We start from the raw sequence: 15756 nt of genomic DNA, 5'->3' as shown, positions 1-15756 counted from the left end.
TTGTATATGTGCAAGCAGAAGAAGGCATACGAGAAGGAGTGGAGTCTCGTGGGCTCGGAGATGGATATAAGAGACAGAGGAATAGCCTGGGTATATAGATAAGTTATGGATGATGTGGATTCGGCTGAGCTCGTGTCGCGGCTCGTTGTCGTCTCGTCGCGCCTGACTCGGGCGTTTCGGCGAGTGATCGGCAATGAGAACTCACTGGCAGCGCTGCGCGCGCTCGCCGTCGTCGAACAATATCAACCCGTGCGCGTCGGACACTTCGCGCAGGGATATCTGAGTTCGCAGCCTGCGGCGACGAAGCTCCTCGCCAAACTCGAAGAGGCCGGACTCGTCGTCCGCGAGCCCAGCCCCACGGATGGCCGCGCCTCTCAGTTCTCGCTGACCGACGCAGGCAGGGAGCGGTTGGCGGAGAACCGGTCGATCATGATTGATCAGATGCAGCCGTACTTCGAGTCGCTGAGCGTCGAGGAGCGGCAGAGTGTCGACCGCGCGCTCGGACTGGTCTCGGACTTCCTCAAGGACCGCCACCCGGTCGACAGCGTCGACGAGCCCTTCGACGAGCCTGCCGAGACAACGGGGCCGGATCCAGCGACGGGGTCGGATCCAGCCGCGAACTAGCAGCCGAACCCGCCACAGTCTTCAACCCACGATTTCGGAACAGATTCCGGAACGGAACACAGTACAGGAAAGGGGACGCGACCAGCAGATGCGAGCGTCAGCAGACAACGAAACCACAGGGGACGAAACGCTCGGCGACACCGGGGCGGGGGCGTCCATTCTCCATCAGCCACGTGCCGTCTGGGCCGTCGCCTTCGCTGCCGTCATCGCCTTCATGGGCATCGGCTTGGTCGACCCGATCCTGCCGGCGATCTCTGCTGAGCTCGACGCCACTCCCGCCCAGTCGATGCTGCTGTTCACCAGCTATCTGTTCATCACCGGCGGAATGATGTTCTTCACGAGCTTCCTGTCATCGCGCATCGGTGCGAAGACCACGCTGCTCATCGGTCTCGTCCTCATCGTCGCGTTCGCGGCCCTTGCCGGATTCTCCGGTTCCGTCGACCAGATCATCGGCTTCCGTGCCGGTTGGGGTCTGGGCAATGCGCTGTTCATCTCCACCGCTCTGTCGACGATCGTCGGCGCAGCCTCCGGTGGTGCGGAGAAGGCGATCATCCTCTACGAGGCGGCCCTCGGCGTCGGCATCGCCACCGGCCCGCTGCTCGGCGGGCTCCTCGGCGGCATCTCCTGGCGCGGACCGTTCTTCGGCACCGCAGTCCTCATGGCCATCGGCTTCATTGCGATCATCGTGCTGCTGCCGGGCGGTACGAGCTCGAACGGGTCATCGGCAGAGCCGATCAAGCTCAGTGCGACGTTTCGGGCGCTCGCCCGTCCGGGTGTGGCTGTGCTCGGCGTCTCTGCTCTGCTGTACAACTTCGGCTTCTTCATCCTGCTGGCCTACAGTCCGTTCCCCGTCGAGGCTGCTGCCGCGAAGTTGGGCATGGAGGACTTCGGAGCCATGGGCCTCGGCTACGTCTTCTTCGGCTGGGGCATCTGCGTGGCGATCACCTCGGTGTTCGGTGCTCCCCTGCTGACCAAACGGATGGGGCGTCGGCGCAGCCTCATCGTCACCCTGGTTGCGCTCGCCGTGCTGCTGGGCGTGATGTCCTTCCTCGTCGAGTCATTCGTCGGCATCATCGTCTGCATCATCGTCGCGGGCATGCTTCTGGGTGTGCTCAACACCGTCTTCACGGAATCGGCGATGGAGGTCAGCGACCTGCCTCGTCCGGTCGCCTCGGGCACCTATTCGGGTGTGCGGTTCATCGGCGGCGCTGTGGCGCCGATCGTTGCCGGGGCTGTGTCGGAATCGATCAGCGCGGGCTCACCCTATCTCTTCGGTGCCGGGGCCGTGCTGCTGTCGGTCGTCGTCATCTCGGTGGGGTGGAAGGCCCTGCGTCGAGTCGACGGTCACATCGACGAAACGCCGGTCGATGAAGCCTACGCGCTGACCGGAGGCGATGCCTGAATCGTCACCATCTTTGCAGCGGCGCCCGAGGAGAAAGTCCTCGGGCGCCGCATTCGTGCTGGGCATCAGCACGACGATGCCGACTTCCGTGGCCAGCACGACATTGATCGGCAAGTGTTGCGGGGTGTTGCAGATCTGATACCGGGCCGTCACATGATCGACGGGTGCAGTGGGGCAGAATGGTTATCGCGCTTCCTGAAAGTCGGCTGCAGACGCACTGACGATCAGCGGAGGAGCGCCGCTGGAATTATCCTCTAACGATGAAGGCCATCATGTCCTACGACGCGAACGCAGCATACAACTCAGGGTCCGGAGTTCCCGGCCAAGGCATGCCGGGCGCAGGTGCCCCCGGATACGGTGGACCGGGCTATGGTGGAGCACCTCGCGGTGCGGCCAGCCCCGAAGACCTCACCCTCCCGCTCTACGGTGCGACTTTCGGCCAGGCGATCAAGCGCTTCTTCAAGAACTACGTCAATTTCAAGGGGCGTGCCTCCCGCAGCGAGTACTGGTACGCGTGGCTGTTTGCCTTCCTTCTGCTGCTCATCCCAGGCATCCTCTCTGGAATCGGCGCGGGCCAGACGCTTTCGGCTGCCGCCACCGCCATTGATCCAGTCACCGGGCAGATGAGCGGCGCGGCTGTCGGCGGCGGCTCGATTCTGTCGATGATCGGCGGCACTCTCTCTACACTTATCGGTTTGGCAATCCTCCTCCCGCAGTTGGCCATTTCGTGGCGCCGCCTCCACGATGCCAACCTCGCCGGGCCGTTCTGGTTCCTCTATTTCATTCCGTTCGTCGGTTGGATCATCGTGCTTGTGTTGATGCTGATGCCGTCGAAGCCGGAAGGGCAGCGCTTCGACGTCTGATTCGCGCTCAGGCATCACGCCCCGCCGCTGACGGCTCCTACAGCTGGGTGGCCATCACGCCCCGTCGGCGGCTTTTCATACCGGTGCACCGGTATGAAAAGCCGCCGACGGGGCGTTGTGCTGCCCGCGAGGTGCTGCGTCGCTTGCGGTGCTTCTAAGGTCAGTCGGCGTGTTCGTGTCCGCAATGTCCACCGCGACCTCTTCCACTCATCGCCGAGGCGGCTGACCCGTGCGCAAGCACGATCGACAGGTGCGCGATCACAGCCGGCCTGTGCCCGTGCGTAATCACGACCGGCCGGTGCTCAGCTCCGGCAGAGGGTCCTGACGAACGACCGGCAGGTGCGGCAAGCACGACCGGCCCGTGGCTCACCTCCGGCGCACCGTCCTGACGAACGACCAGAGCATTGCGGCGAAGACGATCGCCCAGACGACGAAGCCGACCCAGAACCAGTGCTGGCCGATCCACTCGATTGCCGGAACCCGATCGGACCGGCCCAGATACATGCTCGCCACCGCGTACATGCCCAGCGGGAAGACCATGCTCCACAGGCCCGCCGAATAGTTCATCGGCACCCGATGGGCGAAGTGGCGCCACCCGCCGGCGAGCACGAAGACGGGGATGAGCCAGGTGGCGAAGGCCCACAGGAGCGCCGAGGAGCCGCCGATCAGCTGCCTGGTGGCATCCAACATCGGCGTCGACCCCATCTCGAGGATCCGGGACCCCGCGACGATCGTGATCGCCAAGGCGCCCATCGTCACCCAGTACGGAGCGTCGAGGTTCTCGGGGCCGAATCGATGCAGCAGCACCCGCATGCCGACGAACAGTGCACACGCGACGTAGAGGCCGATGCCCACCGCCCACATGACCACCGCAGTCAGAGCCAAGGCCTCGACGAGACCGGGAGAGGCGAGCGAAGTCCTCGGTACCGCGATCGCCAGGCTGGAGGAGACGACAGCCACCGACTGCGCGCCGACGACCCAGACGAACCAGGTTCCGTTCACGCCTCTCGCCACCGGACGGGTGCGCGAGCTGAGAACGGCGGTGAAGGGGATCCCGTAGCCGAGCACGAGCCACAGCAGTCCTCCGAGGCCGAAGAGGACCAGGGCCAACGGCACGAAACCAAGGCCGATGAGAGCCGTGGCGAGAACGTTCGTCCCGGCCACCGCCGTGAAGAAGCCGAACGCCCGGCTCGGGTCGTGGAGGTCATCGCGCAGGGCCCGACGATGACGAATGAGGCGCAGAACGGTCAGGGAGCCGAAGAACAGGTAGAGCGCGACCGCCAGCCAGAACAGAACCGCCGACAGAACGGCCAATCCCTTCAGCTGCGCTCCGATTGAGACGATCCCGGTGGCCATGACCGATGCGAAGCATCCGGGTGCCAGCGTCGAGGGACTCAGCCCCCAGCTCCTGCGAATCCGCAGGGGATGGTCTTCGGCCGTGCTCATCCGCTCCTCATCCTCCAGCGTCGCTGCCCGATGTTCGTCGCACTCGATATTACGACCCTCGCCCGAATCCTGCTTCCGCCCCGTTCGGGTCCGGCCGGCCGGAGTCTGTAGAAGCACTGATCTGTCTCGAGCCCGAATCCGATCGGACCGGCGGTGTGCGATTGCCGACATATGTGGCCCGTCGATATCGTTCCATGAGAGAATTCACTAGTGTTACCGCAGAGTAACATGAGAGAAGCCGACCCGCTCCGCGTCACTCGGCGTGCACGGTGCCGTAGTCTGCAGACACGTGGGCGGCGCAGAAACGCCCGAATCAGACAAGGTCGACTTGGGGCACAGACGATTGGGAGCCAGGGCAATGGAGAGTACGACGGACACTCTCGCCGAGGATGCCGACACCGATGCGACGGCGATCTCGCTGGAGGGATGGTCTCTGTCCGGCAAGCAGGGCAGCGTCTTCGACGACATCGACCTCGAGGTTCCGACCGGCGCCATCGCGATCGTCCGCGGACCCGCCGGCAGCGGCAAGACCTCGCTGCTGCTGTCCCTCGCGGGACGGATGCAGGTCTCGGAAGGGCGGGGCCGCCTCGGCGAACTGGATATCCGCAAACAGGCCCGCGCAGTCCGAGGACAGGTGGCCGTCGGGCACGTCGCAGGACTGACCGACCTCGAGAACGACTTCACCGTGGCTCAGCACGTGGCCGAACGTCAGATCATGCTGCAGCCTTGGTATAAGCCGTGGGTGTCGAAGCCGTCGCTGCGAGAAGTCATCGGCCTCATCCGGCAGACCTTCGCTTCGGCCACCGAATTCATCGACGCACTCCCCGAGGGGACGTTCTCGACGCAGGACGCTCAAGAGGCGGACTTCCTCATCGATGACGACGGTGAGGTGTTCGTCTCCGAGTTGAGCGAGCTGCAGAAGTTCTTCCTCGAATTCGGGCTCGCGAGCCTGAGCCGACCGCCCGTCGTCGTCATCGACAACATCGACTACCTGCGCGAAGCCTCCGACCGGGCTCGCGCCTGGGCGGGCCTCCTCATCTATCAGCAGCTGCGGCACTCGCGGGATCCCGATAACCCGCTGACCGTCATCGTCTCCTGCGAGGACGCAGGCGAATTCGACATCGCCTCCCGGTCGCTCGGAGCCGAAGCAGAACCCGCGGCGGTCATCGAACTCGAACTGACTGCTCCCCGCCCGAGCCGACACGGCTCGCGCCACTGAACTTCCTACACCACGATCTCGATCCCGAGGAGATTCCCGCATGTTCTCCCTTCCCTGGCTAGAACTCTCACGGTTCAAACGGCACACGATCACGCGCCTGGCGATGATCGTCATCGCCGTCATCCCCGCCATCTACGGAGGCCTCTACCTGGCCTCCAACTGGAACCCGACGGACAACCTCGACAAACTGCAGGCGGCAGTCGTCAACGAGGACACCGGAGCGGAGAGGCCGAACTCCGACGGAGAAACCCTGCATGCCGGCGATGAGCTCGTCGACGAGATCACGCCGAAGGGCGAGGGCGGCTTCGACTGGACCGAGACCAGCCAGGAGGAAGCCGACAAAGGCCTGGCCGAAGGCAAGTACTTTGCGATCCTCGAGATCCCCGAGGGCTTCTCGAAGAATCTCGTCTCGACCGGCGGTGACGACCCTGAACAGGCAGGGCTGCAGCTGCGCACCGACGACGCCCACAACTTCATCGTCGGCCAGGTCGCCAACACCGTGCTCACCGAGATCAAATCCGGACTGAACAAGACGACCACCGCCGAGTACGTCTCCGAAGTCTACGTCGGATTCAACGACATCCACTCCCAGACCGAGAAGGCCGCCAAGGGAGCCTCGGACCTCAACGACGGAGCCACCGATCTGCACGATGGGACGGGGTCGCTCGTCGACGGCACGACGGAGCTCGACAAGGGAGTCGGCACTCTGCAGACCGGGATCATCGACCTCGACGACGGTGCCGCCAAGCTCGTCAAGGGCAGCGGGGATCTCAAGAACGGTGCCGACACTCTTTCCGAGTCCACCACCGAGGCGAAGAACGGCTCGAAGAAGCTCGCCGATGGGGCCGGGCAGGTTGCCGACGGGACCGGGCAGCTCCGCGATGTCGCTGACGACGCCACAGACAGAGCTGACGATCTGAAGAAGAAGGCCGATGACCTCGTCGACGGGACTCGTCCCAAACTCGAGCGGGCCGAGGACGACTTCGAGACCGCGCGCACATCGGTCCACGGTGACGTCGACGACCGGGTCGAGCGGCTGAAGGAGAAGTACCCGGACGACCCTGACGTCGCGAAGCTCGCCGACGACGTGGACACCCTCGGCGGGGATCTCGACGACGCCCACTCACGGGCGCAGGACGCCAAGGACGAAGCGAAGGACCTCGAGGATCGGGTCAAGGACGCCGTCGATGGCGTCATGGACAAGATCCACGATGCCGATAAGAAGATCGGCAAGCTCGACGACGGCGCACAGCAAGTCGCGACCGGTGCGGACGATCTGCACTCGGGACTGGTCAAGCTCGACGCCGGCGCAGGGAAGCTGGCGACGGGCGCCGGTGATCTCAACGACGGGATCATCCAGCTCAAGGACGGGACGGCGAAGGCGAAGACCGGAGTCGGCGACCTCAAGGACGGGTCCTCGCAGCTCGTCGACGGTTCTGAGAAGCTCGACAAGGGTGCAGGAAAACTCGAGGACGGCTCGGGAGAGCTGGCTGACGGACTCGAGGAGGGTCTCAAACAGATCCCGACGTATGACAAGAACGATCGTGAGAACCGCTCCGACGTCGTCGCCGTGCCGGTCGATGCGGACAAGGTCAAAGACAATGCCGTCGACGCCTATGGTGAGGGCTTGGCCGCGTTCTTCGTGTCCTTGGCACTGTGGATCGGCGGCATGATCACCTACATGGTGCTCAACGCGATCCCGTACCGGGCGCTGGCCTCGTCGGCATCGTCGTCGAGGATCGCCTGGGCCGGCTACGTTCCCGGGCTGCTCTTCGGCATCGCGCAGGTCGCCGTGCTCTACCTCGTGCTCACCTTCGCTCTCGACTTCTCTGCCGGAGCGTGGGTGGGGACTCTGCTGTTCTCGATCCTCGTGGCCGCGAGCTTCCACGCCGTGCACCAACTGTGTGTGGCCGCACTCGGCGGAGTCGGCAGGCTCATCGCACTCGTGCTGCTGATGGTCCAGATCGCCTCGGCGGGAGGAACCTATCCGGTCCAGACGGCGCCGGGCATCTTCCAGGCCATCTCGCCGTTCTTGCCGATGACGCATGCGGTCAACGGGCTGCGCACGCTCATCGCCGGCGGCGACATGTTCATCGCAGCGCAGTCGGCGGTCGTCCTGCTGCTGATGACGCTGATCTGTCTGGCCGCGACCGTCGTGGTGTGTTCGCGCAAGCGGATGGTCACGCTCACCCAGCTCCACCCGAGCCTGAGCCTGTAGGGCCCGGGGCTGCGCGGCCTGCGGCGGGTCGCCTCGGCGCATTGTCTGGTCGATCCCCGGCGTCCAAGCGCTTCAGATCGCCGTGGATCGACCAGAGATTCCAGCGAAATCGTGTGGGAGGTGCTCGCGCAGTCCGCAGTCGCGATATCAAGCACCGCGCCGGCGCCAGCGCGGTGAGGTGCCAACACAGTGAGAGGTGCCAGCACAGTGATGAGCCAAGCTGTTGCTGGGGTCACGGGCGGAGCCGGCGGGTTCAGTCGTCGAAATGGCGGGTGTACCTCTTCGGGTCGTCGAGGAACCGGCGCCAGTGGTCGACCATCTCGAGTTCTGCCCACGTCGAGTCCCGGAGGCCCCAGTCGCCGAGCTCGACGAGCTTCGCCCCCTCGGCGCTGGCGAGGATGGGGGAGTGTGTGGCCATGAGCGTCTGCAGTCCGGCCCGTTCGCGCTGCCGGATGAGCTGGAGGAGCGTGAGTGACGCCGTGAAGGACAGTGCGCTTTCCGGTTCGTCGAGGATCCACAGTCCCATGTCCATGAACCTGCCCGTGAGCATGTCGACGAACATCTCGCCGTGTGAACGCTGGGTGTACCCGAGGCCGCGGAAGGAGCCGATGTCGACGAGGTAGGACATGTTCTCGTGCATCGTCTCGGCGCGGAGGAAGAACCCCTCACGATTGGTCGTCGCACCCTTGACGACTTGGAGATGGTCGACGAGTTCGGGTTCCGCCTCGGCGTGGTCGCGAACTTCCCACGCTGTACCGCCGCCGTGCGGAAGCTCGAGGGCGGTGGCGATCGCTTCGACGATCGTGGACTTGCCCGATCCGTTCTCACCGACGAAGACCGTCGTCGTCTCGAACTCGAAGCCGTCGAGCAGATCCCGAACCGCGGGAATCTCGCGCAGCCACGGACTGAGCTGTGGCGGGGCGTGGGCATGAGCGGCGACGGATCGCAGTGGAAGTGTGACTCGGGGGTCCATGTCAACGACCGTATTCGTCGGCGCTGACATCGTCACGGAGGGCAACCTCGGCGGATTGTCTGGGCGATCCACCGCGATCCAAGCGCTCACAACGCCGCGGATCGACCAGTAAATCGGGTGCGAGCGGAACCCCGCCGCTCCCTATCCGAGCGCGAGCCGCACGGCGAGGATGACGAGGACGACGGCGATCGCAACGTCGAGGACCTGCCACACACGGGGGCGGGCCAAGTACCGCGAAAGCCCGCGGGCGCCGTAGCCGATGACGAGGAACCAGCTCACCGAGCCGAGCATCGCCCCGACCGTGAACGGCCAGGCGTTGCCTTCGCCCTGCTGGTTGGCGAGGTTGCCGAGCATGACGACGGTGTCGAGGTAGACGCCGGGGTTGAGGAACGTCAGCGCGAGCGTCGTGAGGATGATCGAGCGCAGGCCGCGTTGTTCGGTGTCGGCCTTGAGCCCGCTCGCCTCCTTCGCAGATCTCAGGCTCGTCCACGCAAACCACAGCAGGTAGGCCACGCCAAGCCACCGCAGCGCCTCGAGTGCCCACGGGGCGAGCAGCACGATCGCTCCGATCCCCACCGTGCCTGCCCCGATGAGCAGGACGTCGGCGACGATGCAGATGGTGACGACGACGCCGAGGTGCTCGCGCCGAATTCCCTGTCGCAGCAGGAGGGCGTTCTGCGGGCCGACGGCGATGATGAGCGACCAGCCGGTGAGGATTCCGGTGACGAGATGAGTGAGCACGGAGGCCACACTATGCTCCGAAACGAATGAAGAAAAACAACAATCTCTTCACTTGATGCAGAATTGCTTCATGAACATCGATCACATCAAAGCGCTCGCTGCCGTCGTCGACGAGGGGACCGTCGAGGGCGGTGCGTTCGTCCTCGGGATCACCGCCTCGGCGGCGAGTCAGCGCATCCGCGCGCTCGAGTCGAAACTCGGGCAGGTGCTCATCCGTCGGACGAATCCGATCACCGTCACCGAGGCGGGCACAGCCGTCCTCCGCTACGCCCGCCAGGTCGAGCTGCTCGAGTCCGAAGCGCTCGACCGGCTCCACGGGATCGCCGCCGATGTCCCCGACGGTGCCGGTGCGCGAGGAGCGCGGCGGGAGCCGACGGTGCTGCGGATCGGGGCGAACGCCGATTCCCTGGCCACATGGTTCCGCCCCGTCTTCGCCGAGGTGGCCGCCTGGGATGATGTCGTCATCCGCATCGATGTCGTCGACCAGGGCAAGGCCCTGCCGCTGTTGACGTCGGGGGAGGTGCTCGGGACGATCACCTCGGCGGAGGCGAGTGCCTACGGCACCCAGGTTCAACGGCTAGGGTCGATGCGCTATGTCGCGGTGGCAGCGCGATCGCTGCTCGAGCGACATGGGGGAGAGATCGCTGTCGGGGGTCCTGCCCGCGCCGCCCTCGCCGAGGTGGATCTTGCCGCCCTGCCCATGGTGAACTTCGGCCGTGACGACGACCTGCAGCTGAACTTCCTCGCAGCCGCGGGAATGGAGGGGGTGCCGCCGACCTCGGTGGTGCCGAGCTCGGCGGAGTTCGCGGCCGCCGTAGCCGCCGGGGTCGGATGGGGCATGATCCCGATCATGCAGCTCGGTGACCTCGGTGACGACCTCGTCCCGATCACCGCCTCACCGAACGTCGACGTCCCGCTGTACTGGCATCACTGGACGCTGGCGTCGGAGAAGCTCTCCCGGCTGACCGAGGCGCTGAAGGCGGCGGCCGAGGCGATGCGGTGAGCGGTTAAGCGCAATTGGCGTCAATCGTTGTCCTGCCCGAACTCGGCATAACGTTTCATCGATTCGAGTAATGGGGTGGGTGTCAGCATGAATCGCGGCTCGAGCTCTTCCCAGCCTGGTTCCTTCGCCTTCTTGCTGAAGGCGACGTGCGCGGCGTCGATGGGTATTGATTCATCGTTGCCTCGTCCGTCTTCACCCATCAGTGAGAGGTGATAGATCCATGTGGAACCGTCTGCTTCGGTGTGACGAAATGTCGCTTCGAATACCTGCCGTTCCGCGGGAAGGCTTTCCTGCAGTTCATCGGGCCTGCTGTTGAGCATACCCATCCACTCGTCGAAGGTGTCTTCTTGACCAGGGCGAATTCGGGAACGGCTCAGTTCGAGACGCATGCCCTTCGGGACGGAAGGAGGCATCGGAAACCCGCTGAAGTCACGTGGGGTGGGTGTGAATGGCATCTGGAATGCCTGTGCGTCATTGGACATGGCTCCAATCTAACGCTTCGGCTCGGTGGTGTACTCGCGAGCGCACTGCAAAGATCTGCGCAGCTACCGCAGCTCTGAACCAGAATCAGTTGGTCGACTCATGAAGACCGCGTCTGTTCCGGCAGCCGAACGCGTAGACTGCTCACTTCGAGTGAGCTATCATGATAAGTGCAGACCTCCCCCACACGTGTGGATCAGGGGGGGTCTAGCTGTTTCTGGGACGGGGTCACCATCACAACTTTCGATCGGTCAGTGTACCGCTCGGCGACGGTCAGCCGAGGAGTTTCTCGACCATCCACCTGAGCTGGGCATGTGCGACGTCGACGGTCATGGTCTCCGGGGTGATGATCGAATGCAGAGCGATGCCGTCGACGGTCGTGAAGAGTGCTTTTGCGATCGGAGCCACCTCGTCTGGAGCTATGTGCTCTTCGTCGGCGAGACGGTTCAGCCATCGGTGCATGCTGTCATAGGTGACCTTGTGCCCATGCTCGAGCAGTCGTCGCGAGACAGCGCGAGCTTCGGGTCCGAGGGCGCGCAGATGCATGGAGAACCAGACCTCAAGTTGGATGTCCCGATGCTGAAGAGTCGGCAGGAATTGGGCGCAGCATTCATAGAGACGGTCGACAGGGTCGATCGTCGAATCGGCGATCGAGAAGTCATTGATGACGGTATCGATCGACTTGCGCGCGACCGCCTCGTGGAGGTCGGACTGTGTCGGGAAGTAGTGGCGTAGAGTCGAGGCTCCGACGCCCGCTTCCTGGGCGACTGCGCGCACGCTGAGATTCGCCTGCCCGGGTTCCGAACCCTCGGCCAACCTGATGGCGGCGGCGATGATGTCATCTCGCTTCGACATTCGTCCTCCCTGCTTCATCCTTGACAGCGCTGGTTTCGTTCAGTGTATAGTACAACGTACTAGCACAGCGTACCAACGAGTTTGTGCGGCGCCTGGAGCACAGAGTGCCGGTACGACCAGAGGTCCCGAGACGAAAGCTGAGCCCCATGATCGAGAGCATCCAGAACTTCGCCGCATCGTTCCCCGACTGGCTGCAGTGGGTGGGTGTCATGCTCGCCTCCGCGATCCCGTTCGTCGAGTCCTACTTCGGCGCCGTGATCGGTGTCGCCATCGGCCTCCACCCGGTTATTGCGATTCTCGTCGCGGTCATCGGGAACGTCGTTTCGATGCTGATCTTCGTCTACGGGGCAGGAGCGATCCGGGACAAGGCGACGAAGAACAAGGAGGTCGAAGAGAAGCCGAAGCGGCAGCGGCTCAAGCGCATGTTCGACAAATTCGGCGTACCGGGAGTCTCGCTGCTCGGCCAGACTCTCCTGCCCTCGCAGATCACATCCTCGGCGATGGTCGGATTCGGGGCGAACCGCAACGTCGTGGCTCTCTGGCAGGTCATCTCGATCATCCTCTGGGGCGTTCTCTTCGGAGTGCTCGCCACCCTGGGCATCGAGCTCGCGCTGCGCTGATATCGACGGTGAGGCGGAGCCGAAGGCGCGGGCGGACCGGATCGCACGGACCGGATCGCACTGGCGTCTGCATCGGTGGGTCCGCGTCAGCCGTGGGTGGTCATAATGGTCACGCGTAACGCAGACCGGCGTGACCATTTCGCCCACCCAGTGCGGCAGAGAGCGTGGAGCCGGCGACGTCAGGCGGCCTGCGTCAGTGCCTCGACCTAGACTGGCCCCATGACGGAAAGCACCCCGACATCCCCGCCGGCCCCTGCCGCACATGACGGCTTCGCTGCACCTGACGACTTCGCCGCCCAAGCCCAGCAGATCCTCGCCGAGCTGACCGCCAACCCGAATGCGCAGTTCCGCGACGGCCAGCTCGAATCCATCCGCGACCTCGTGGAGGCGAAGAAGCGCGTCCTCGTCGTCCAGCGCACCGGCTGGGGCAAGTCCGCCGTCTACTTCGTCGCCACTCGCATGCTCCGTGCCGCTGGGACCGGTCCCAGCCTCATCATCTCCCCGCTGCTGGCACTCATGCGCGACCAGATCGCCGCAGCCGAGCGTGCCGGGGTCCGTGCCGCGAGCCTCAACTCCTCGAATGTCACCGAATGGGACTCCGTTCTCGACGACCTCAAGGCCGGCAGCCTCGACGTCCTCCTCGTCTCCCCGGAGCGACTGAACAATCCGCAGTTCCGCGACGAGGTGCTGCCGCAGCTGCTGCGATTCCTCGGCCTCATCGTCGTCGACGAAGCCCACTGCATCTCCGACTGGGGTCATGACTTCCGCCCCGACTACCGCCGCATCGGACACATCCTGTCCGAACTGCCCCGCGATACGCCGGTCCTCGCGACGACCGCGACCGCGAACTCCCGCGTCGTCGCTGACGTCGCCGAACAGCTCGGGAACGACACCACCGTCGTCCGCGGCGAACTCGCCCGCGACTCCCTGCGCCTCGGTGTCCTTCCCGGACTCGACGCGAGCGCCCGCATCGCCTGGCTGTCCTCGCACCTGAACGACTTCACCGGATCCGGCATCGTCTACACACTCACCGTCTCCGCCGCCGAGGACATCACCCGGATGCTGCGCGAGCAAGGCCACGAGGTCCGCGCCTACACCGGCCGCACCGATGCCGAAGAGCGCGCCGAACTCGAAGGCCAGCTCAAGGACAACCGGCTCAAGGCGCTCGTGGCCACCTCGGCGCTGGGGATGGGCTTCGACAAACCAGACCTCGGATTCGTCATCCACATCGGTGCCCCGTCCTCGGCCGTCGCCTACTACCAACAAGTCGGTCGCGCGGGACGTGCCACGGACTCCGCCGATGTCCTCCTGTTGCCCGGGGCGGAAGACGAACAGATCTGGGAATATTTCGCGACCGCATCGATGCCGAACCAGGACGATGCGAACGCCGTACTTGCCGCCCTCGCCGAGGCGGACGGCCCCCTGTCCGTGGCCCGCTTGGAGACACTTGTCGGCACCAAACGCTCCCGCCTGACCCTGCTGCTGAAGACCCTTGAGGTCGAAGACGCCGTGACCAAGGTCAAGGGCGGTTACGTCTCGACCGGTCAGGGCTGGACCTATGACCGGGAACGGTATGAGAAGGTCGCGGCCGTGCGCGCTGATGAAGCCAGGGCCATGCTCGACTACGAAGCGACCGGGCAGTGCCGGATGGAGTTCCTCATCCGCCAGCTCGACGACCCCGACCCACAGCCCTGCGGACGCTGCGACAACTGTGCCGGCGTATGGTTCTCCGCTGAGATCTCCGACGAACAGCGTCAGGCGGCCGCCGGGAATCTCCACAAGATCGGCCTGCCCATCGAACCGCGCAGCACCTGGCCCAGCGGCCTGGCCAATATCGGCGTGCCCCTCAAAGGTCGGATCCCCGCCGAAGAGCTCGCCGAGGAGGGACGCGCGATCGCTCGCCTGTCCGACCTCGGGCAGGGGCAGAGCCTGCGCTCATTCCTCGCCCCCGATGCTCCCGACGCCGAGGTTCCCGCCCAGATCGGCAAATGGTGCCTCGAGGTGCTCGGGCAGTGGGACTGGAACACCCGCCCCGAGGTGGTCGTATCGATCCCGAGCGCCCGTCGTCCCGTGACCGTGCGGTCCCTGGCCGCGAATCTGGCTGCGGCCGGCCGCCTCGTCGACGGCGGTGAACTGCTGCAGGTCGGCGACCACGGCACCCCGGACGTCAACAGCGCCTTCCGCGTCAAAGACCTCTTTGAGGCCTTCGTCGTCCCACCCGAGGTCGAGGAGGCGGTGGCCGGGAAGTCGGTGCTGCTCGTCGATGACGAGGTCGTTTCCCGGTGGACGATGACGATCTGCGCCAGACTGCTGCGCAAGGCCGGGGCCACCTCGGTGCTGCCATTCGCACTGGCCCTGCGAGCCTGAAGCCCGGCCTCGGTTTCAGAACGCCCGCCGAAGGTCCCGATAGCGCAACCGGCGAGCAGCACCGGACCGAGGAAATGACGCCGCAGCGGTGCGAAACGGTGGGCATCGCCGGGCTGCGGTTCGGTCTTCGATGAGACAGGCCGGGGTCTACGGATTCTGCTGCAGCTGCAACGTCGCTCCTTCGGGATCGGCGACAGTGGCGATCCGACCGTAGGGCGAACTTTCGGGTCCAGCGAGAATCGTCCCGCCGAGCTCACTGATCCGTGTGGCCGTGGCGTCGGTGTCCTCGACATTGATGTAGTAGCGCCAGTACGACACCTGTGACCACTGGCTGGCATCGAAGATTCCTGCAACAGAGTCCTCGTCGGCCCCGTGGGTTGCATAGGGATAGCCCTCCATCTCGGTGATGTCGAAGGAGAAGACATCCCGATAGAACTCGAGGGCGAGAGGATAGTTGAGCGTCATCAGCTCGAACCACACCGGAGTTCCCGGAGTCAGAGGAGTATCGAAACCGGAGAACTCTCCAGGCTGCCACAGACCGACGCCGGCGCCGGTGGGGTCAGTGATCACTCCCATGTGCCCCAGCGGCCCCACAGCCAAGGGGTCGACGATCGGTGCGGCACCGGCCTCGAGCGCCTTGGCATAGACGGCAGAGATGTCGGCCGTTTTCAGGTATGTCGTCCACATCGCCGGGATCATCGGATTGGGAGTGCCGTCCATATTGACCGCGCGCATCGCACCACCGATGGTCGAACCGTCCTTCGTGATCATGTTGTAGTGCCCGAAATCCGGGCCTTGATCGGTGAACTCCCACCCGAAGATCTCCGAGTAGAAGCTCGTCGTGGATTCGAACTCATGGCACGTGTATTCGATCCAGATGGGCTGTCCTTCACGGGGGTTGACTGGCATTGCATCTCCTCTGATGGGGTGTGTCGTGCTCATCGG

General features: G+C 64.7%; 14 protein-coding genes. 8 read left to right on the top strand and 6 right to left on the bottom strand.

Annotation, left to right across the window (positions count from 1 at the left end):
• The first annotated feature begins 105 nt into the window (after positions 1 to 105).
• The 3 genes from EB835_RS17425 to EB835_RS17415 all read left to right on the top strand — a co-directional run bounded on the left by EB835_RS17425 (position 106) and on the right by EB835_RS17415 (position 2889).
• The gene (locus tag EB835_RS17425; RefSeq protein WP_135810710.1) at positions 106 to 624 is read left to right on the top strand and encodes a MarR family winged helix-turn-helix transcriptional regulator; all 519 of its coding nucleotides are present in this window, start codon (positions 106 to 108) and stop codon (positions 622 to 624) included.
• 88 nt (positions 625 to 712) lie between these two features.
• Positions 713 to 2026 (top strand): MFS transporter, encoded by a 1314-nt coding sequence (locus EB835_RS17420; RefSeq protein ID WP_135810709.1) that lies wholly within the window; start codon positions 713 to 715, stop codon positions 2024 to 2026.
• Positions 2027 to 2286: 260 nt separating this feature from the next.
• The gene (locus EB835_RS17415; protein WP_240688825.1) at positions 2287 to 2889 is read left to right on the top strand and encodes a DUF805 domain-containing protein; all 603 of its coding nucleotides are present in this window, start codon (positions 2287 to 2289) and stop codon (positions 2887 to 2889) included.
• Between the two features lie 366 nt (positions 2890 to 3255).
• Here EB835_RS17415 and EB835_RS17410 read toward each other — a convergent pair whose 3' ends face one another.
• Positions 3256 to 4335 carry a tellurite resistance/C4-dicarboxylate transporter family protein gene (locus tag EB835_RS17410; protein ID WP_135810708.1) on the bottom strand — a complete coding sequence of 360 codons (1080 nt, stop codon included), beginning with the start codon at positions 4333 to 4335 and terminating at the stop codon, positions 3256 to 3258.
• A gap of 358 nt (positions 4336 to 4693) precedes the next feature.
• Between EB835_RS17410 and EB835_RS17405 the strand changes: the two genes are divergently transcribed.
• On the top strand, positions 4694 to 5554 hold the full coding sequence (locus tag EB835_RS17405) for an ATP-binding cassette domain-containing protein (protein WP_135810707.1): 861 nt from the start codon (positions 4694 to 4696) through the stop codon (positions 5552 to 5554).
• Between the two features lie 40 nt (positions 5555 to 5594).
• Positions 5595 to 7772 carry a YhgE/Pip domain-containing protein gene (locus tag EB835_RS17400; protein WP_135810706.1) on the top strand — a complete coding sequence of 726 codons (2178 nt, stop codon included), beginning with the start codon at positions 5595 to 5597 and terminating at the stop codon, positions 7770 to 7772.
• Between the two features lie 253 nt (positions 7773 to 8025).
• On the opposite strand, the gene EB835_RS17395 is transcribed toward EB835_RS17400, so the two are convergent.
• Both EB835_RS17395 and EB835_RS17390 read right to left on the bottom strand, forming a co-directional pair.
• On the bottom strand, positions 8026 to 8745 hold the full coding sequence (locus EB835_RS17395; RefSeq protein ID WP_135810705.1) for an AAA family ATPase: 720 nt from the start codon (positions 8743 to 8745) through the stop codon (positions 8026 to 8028).
• A gap of 141 nt (positions 8746 to 8886) precedes the next feature.
• Entirely contained in the window at positions 8887 to 9486 is a 600-nt protein-coding gene (locus EB835_RS17390) for a LysE/ArgO family amino acid transporter (RefSeq protein ID WP_205749975.1), read from the bottom strand.
• A 70-nt stretch (positions 9487 to 9556) separates the two neighbouring features.
• Between EB835_RS17390 and EB835_RS17385 the strand changes: the two genes are divergently transcribed.
• Entirely contained in the window at positions 9557 to 10489 is a 933-nt protein-coding gene (locus tag EB835_RS17385; protein WP_135810704.1) for an ArgP/LysG family DNA-binding transcriptional regulator, read from the top strand.
• A gap of 20 nt (positions 10490 to 10509) precedes the next feature.
• On the opposite strand, the gene EB835_RS17380 is transcribed toward EB835_RS17385, so the two are convergent.
• Both EB835_RS17380 and EB835_RS17375 read right to left on the bottom strand, forming a co-directional pair.
• A complete protein-coding gene (locus tag EB835_RS17380) occupies positions 10510 to 10971 on the bottom strand; it encodes a DUF6176 family protein (protein WP_240688824.1) in 462 nt (153 codons plus the stop codon).
• Positions 10972 to 11242: 271 nt separating this feature from the next.
• The gene (locus tag EB835_RS17375; RefSeq protein WP_135810703.1) at positions 11243 to 11824 is read right to left on the bottom strand and encodes a TetR/AcrR family transcriptional regulator; all 582 of its coding nucleotides are present in this window, start codon (positions 11822 to 11824) and stop codon (positions 11243 to 11245) included.
• A gap of 146 nt (positions 11825 to 11970) precedes the next feature.
• On the opposite strand from EB835_RS17375, the gene EB835_RS17370 reads away from it, so the two are divergent.
• Together EB835_RS17370 and EB835_RS17365 are read left to right on the top strand one after the other, a co-directional pair.
• Positions 11971 to 12444 (top strand): hypothetical protein, encoded by a 474-nt coding sequence (locus EB835_RS17370; RefSeq protein ID WP_135810702.1) that lies wholly within the window; start codon positions 11971 to 11973, stop codon positions 12442 to 12444.
• A gap of 219 nt (positions 12445 to 12663) precedes the next feature.
• Positions 12664 to 14811: a RecQ family ATP-dependent DNA helicase gene (locus EB835_RS17365; protein WP_135810701.1), complete on the top strand. Its 2148-nt coding sequence runs from the start codon at positions 12664 to 12666 to the stop codon at positions 14809 to 14811.
• Between the two features lie 147 nt (positions 14812 to 14958).
• Here the strand turns inward: EB835_RS17365 and EB835_RS17360 are convergent, their stop codons facing one another.
• Positions 14959 to 15720, bottom strand: a complete 762-nt coding sequence (locus tag EB835_RS17360; RefSeq protein ID WP_135810700.1) for a VOC family protein — start codon at positions 15718 to 15720, stop codon at positions 14959 to 14961.
• Positions 15721 to 15756: the final 36 nt, after the last annotated feature.

The organism is Brevibacterium sp. S22 (genome assembly GCF_004745485.1).
GTDB lineage: Bacteria > Actinomycetota > Actinomycetes > Actinomycetales > Brevibacteriaceae > Brevibacterium.
Note: the sequence above shows the minus strand (reverse complement) of the source record. Positions and strands in the feature narration are given on the sequence as shown.

Bases quoted from the DNA above. Each gene is read 5' to 3' on its own strand.
- EB835_RS17370 (WP_135810702.1), top strand. From the start codon at position 11,971: ATGATCGAGAGCATCCAGAACTTCGCCGCATCGTTCCCCGACTGGCTG.
- EB835_RS17415 (WP_240688825.1), top strand. From the start codon at position 2,287: ATGAAGGCCATCATGTCCTACGACGCGAACGCAGCATACAACTCAGGG.
- EB835_RS17385 (WP_135810704.1), top strand. From the start codon at position 9,557: ATGAACATCGATCACATCAAAGCGCTCGCTGCCGTCGTCGACGAGGGG.
- EB835_RS17375 (WP_135810703.1), bottom strand. From the start codon at position 11,824: ATGTCGAAGCGAGATGACATCATCGCCGCCGCCATCAGGTTGGCCGAG.
- EB835_RS17425 (WP_135810710.1), top strand. From the start codon at position 106: ATGGATGATGTGGATTCGGCTGAGCTCGTGTCGCGGCTCGTTGTCGTC.
- EB835_RS17410 (WP_135810708.1), bottom strand. From the start codon at position 4,335: ATGAGCACGGCCGAAGACCATCCCCTGCGGATTCGCAGGAGCTGGGGG.
- EB835_RS17365 (WP_135810701.1), top strand. From the start codon at position 12,664: ATGACGGAAAGCACCCCGACATCCCCGCCGGCCCCTGCCGCACATGAC.
- EB835_RS17420 (WP_135810709.1), top strand. From the start codon at position 713: ATGCGAGCGTCAGCAGACAACGAAACCACAGGGGACGAAACGCTCGGC.
- EB835_RS17405 (WP_135810707.1), top strand. From the start codon at position 4,694: ATGGAGAGTACGACGGACACTCTCGCCGAGGATGCCGACACCGATGCG.
- EB835_RS17395 (WP_135810705.1), bottom strand. From the start codon at position 8,745: ATGGACCCCCGAGTCACACTTCCACTGCGATCCGTCGCCGCTCATGCC.
- EB835_RS17360 (WP_135810700.1), bottom strand. From the start codon at position 15,720: ATGCCAGTCAACCCCCGTGAAGGACAGCCCATCTGGATCGAATACACG.
- EB835_RS17400 (WP_135810706.1), top strand. From the start codon at position 5,595: ATGTTCTCCCTTCCCTGGCTAGAACTCTCACGGTTCAAACGGCACACG.
- EB835_RS17380 (WP_240688824.1), bottom strand. From the start codon at position 10,971: ATGTCCAATGACGCACAGGCATTCCAGATGCCATTCACACCCACCCCA.